This window comes from Janthinobacterium sp. JC611, from assembly GCF_018682595.1.
Classification (GTDB): domain Bacteria; phylum Pseudomonadota; class Gammaproteobacteria; order Burkholderiales; family Burkholderiaceae_D; genus Janthinobacterium.
In genome coordinates this window covers 1-452 of sequence record NZ_JAFLJN010000043.1, presented here as the reverse complement: position 1 = coordinate 452, position 452 = coordinate 1, and the positions used below count along the sequence as shown (strand labels likewise).

2 tRNA genes are annotated in these 452 nt (G+C 45.6%); both read right to left on the bottom strand.

From position 1 onward, the window contains the following. Window positions 1-178 precede the first annotated feature (178 nt). Window positions 179-254 (bottom strand) — tRNA-Ala (locus J0O65_RS23865). Window positions 255-275: 21 nt separating this feature from the next. Further along, window positions 276-352 (bottom strand) — tRNA-Ile (locus J0O65_RS23860). Between the last annotated feature and the right edge of the window lie 100 nt (window positions 353-452).

Here is a 452-nt window from a genome sequence, read left to right as displayed (position 1 = left end):
GTACAACGTTGTTGCTTGTTTGTTGATACATACAATCATTACCCATCGATTCACCTTTTACGGCAAACCGATCAATAAATAATCTTTACTTCTTCCAGATTGTTAAAGAACGAAACAGCTTTGATCGCTAAAAGATCAAACCTAAACCCAGAGGCTTACGTTTGCACTTTCAAGGTATTGGTGGAGGATGACGGGATCGAACCGACGACCCCCTGCTTGCAAAGCAGGTGCTCTCCCAGCTGAGCTAATCCCCCGGGAATTATTTACTAATTAGCTGGTAGGGCTGGTTGGACTCGAACCAACGACCCCCGCGTTATCAACACGGTGCTCTAACCAGCTGAGCTACAGCCCCAACGCGGAACTACTACGACTACTGTTTCTTCTTAATTAAACAGCCGATAAGTGTGAACATTTGATGCGTGAACCGTTACCGGTTCGTGCAAACTCTAGAA